This window comes from Streptomyces sp. SID14478 (genome assembly GCF_010548525.1).
Lineage (GTDB): Bacteria > Actinomycetota > Actinomycetes > Streptomycetales > Streptomycetaceae > Streptomyces.
Genome location: NZ_JAAGMG010001402.1, coordinates 1 through 2,450 on the forward strand (window position 1 = coordinate 1; position 2,450 = coordinate 2,450).

The 2,450-nt window shown below is 75.7% G+C and carries 2 protein-coding genes; one reads left to right on the plus strand and one right to left on the minus strand.

The annotated features are described in order from the left end of the window. Positions 1-1,612 (minus strand): TerD family protein (locus G3I40_RS44550; RefSeq protein WP_164560485.1); only part of this gene is annotated, 1,612 nt, incomplete at its 3' end. A 163-nt stretch (positions 1,613-1,775) separates the two neighbouring features. Here G3I40_RS44550 and G3I40_RS44555 point away from each other — a divergent pair. Then, positions 1,776-2,291 carry a sigma-70 family RNA polymerase sigma factor gene (locus G3I40_RS44555; RefSeq protein ID WP_164560486.1) on the plus strand — a complete coding sequence of 172 codons (516 nt, stop codon included), beginning with the start codon at positions 1,776-1,778 and terminating at the stop codon, positions 2,289-2,291. Positions 2,292-2,450: the final 159 nt, after the last annotated feature.

Sequence of the window (2,450 nt, forward strand, 5' to 3'; positions counted from 1 at the left end):
GGCGCAGCACGGCGCTGCCGCGGCCCTCGGCGGCGCCGGTGAGCGGCGGCACCTGGGTGATCGGGAGCAGGCCCAGCCGCCAGTCGCCGGGGTGTTCCACGCGCAGCCGCACCTGCGGTTCGCCGGCGCGGAAGACGACGGTGCGGCCCCGGGAGCCGTGCCGGGTGCTCTCCAGGAACGGTTCCTCGTCGTCGTACTCGTCGAGCAGGGTGACCCGGGGCGCGGCGAAGCCGCGGTCGTCGCCGAAGGAGTACTCCAGCAGCGCGGGGTGCCCGGGGGCCGGGTTCGTGAGGGTGACCACCTTGTCCCCGCGGCCGGTCCAGGCGCCCGCGTCCTGGGCGGCGGGGCCGTCGAGGAGCGGCAGCGGGCGGGCGGTCAGCTGCCAGGGGCCGTCGGCCTCCAGGACCAGGAGCAGCGGGCCGTCGGGCAGCGGGACGGTCTGGCGGAGCCGGTCGGTGTCGTTGACGAGCAGGTCGTAGGCGTCCGGGTCGGACAGGGCCTTGGCCTCCAGGCTCTTGAGGCCGAAGTAGCCGCCGCCGTCCTCGTCCCCGGCGTAGTCGACGTCGAGGTCGGCCGCGGGGCCGGTGCGGGCGACCACCTCGGGGCCGTACCCCTGGAGCGGGCCCGCGCCCAGGTGCCGGGCGACCGACAGCGGCTGCACGAGGACGGTCCAGTCCCCGTCGGCCTCGACGCGCAGCCGCAGCGGGCGGTCCTGCGGGGGCCGTACGAGGCAGCGGCCGCGGAAGTCGCGCAGCGTGCTGTTGAAGAGGAGCTCGTCCTCCTTGTTGCGGCGGTCCAGGGTGTGCGCCCCGAAGTAGCCGCCGCCGTGGTGCCACGCCTCGACGAGCACGGGTCCGGGCGGCAGGGGGGCGTCCACGGTGACGACGCCGTTGCCGCGGCCCCGCTGGGTGTACGGCGGGAACTCGGGGCCGAAGGTGTACGGGACGGCGTCCTGGGGCGGTACGGTGTCGTGGACCGGCGCGGTGTGCTGGAGGGGCACGGCGTCGTGGACCGGCGCGGCGTGAGGGGCCGGGGCGGTGTGCTGGATGTGAGGGGCCGGGGCGGCGGCCTGGGGCTGCGGGGCCGGCTCGTCCACCGCGATGCCGAAGTCCGTGGCGAGCCCCGCGAGGCCGGACGCGTATCCCTGCCCCACCGCCCGGAACTTCCAGGCGCCGGCCCGCCGGTAGAACTCCCCGAGCACGAACGCCGTCTCGCTCGACGCGTCGTTCACCGCGTAGTGCGCCACCACCGCCCCGTCGGGCGCCAGCGCCTGGACGGAGAGGCCGGGCACCTGCCCGAACACCCCGCCGTCGCAGGAGCCCGCTATCACCACGCGCTCCACGGCGGGTTCGAGGCGCGGCAGGTCAAGCTCCAGCCACTCGGCGAGCAGCCCGCCGCCCTGCGCGGTGCCCGTGTGCCGGACCGCCCCCGAGGGGTGGGCGGGCTGGTTGTAGAACACGAGGTCGGCATCGCCCCGGACCTTGCCGGCCGCGTCGAGCAGCAGCGCCGAGGCGTCGACGACCGGGGCCCCGGGCAGGTCCTGGCGGCAGACCGCGACTCTCAACTGGGCGGTGGGGACGGCGGTGTTGGCGCCTTTGGTGATGTGTGCCATGGGGTTCATGGTGCAGTGGAGAAGCAGTGAAGTCGATGGTTGGAAATGGTGAAGATCGACGGACGGGGGGCGGACCGTGCGTGGTGGGCGACCGGTTGCGGGGCGCCCCGAACGTTTCACCGCCCGCCGGCGTCCTAGGACACACGCGGGGAGGGGAGGGGCTTTGCTGCGCGGAAAGCCACGGGGGAGACCGGACGACCCCCTGGACGCGGCGGTCGAGGACCGGGTGCGGGCGGTCCTGTCGCTGGGCGGGGTGCCGTACGCCGATCTGCCGGACGGCGTGCAGCAGGTGCGCCTGCGCCTGCTGGAGCGGGCCGCCAGGGGACAGGAGGCGCCGCGCGACGTCTCGGCCTGGGCCGCGGTCGTCGCCTCGAACCTCGCCATGGACTGGCACCGCGCCAAGCGCCGCCAGGAGCGGCTCGGCGAACGGCTCGCCGCGCTGCGCCAGGAGGACGCGCGGGACGCCGCCGAGTCCCGGGTGCTCTCCCTCGCCGTGGCCCAGGGCCTCGACGAACTGCCCGACCAGCAGCGGCAGGTGGTGGTGCTCCGCTTCTACGCGGATCTCCCCGTCCGGGACATCGCGGCGGAGCTCGGCGTGCCCGAGGGCACCGTCAAGAGCCGGCTGCACACGGCCGTCCGCCTGCTGCGGGCCCGGCTGCACGAACAGGAGGTGGTGTGACGTGGACCGCGAGGACCAGCTCCTGATGCGGGCCGTCAGCGGCGAGCCGCTGCCCGAGGACGACCCGCTGGCCGCGGACGTCGCCGCGGACGTGGCACTGCTGCGGGACCAGGTGCGCGGCCTGGGTGACGCGCTCGGCGCCAGGCGCGCCCCGAAACC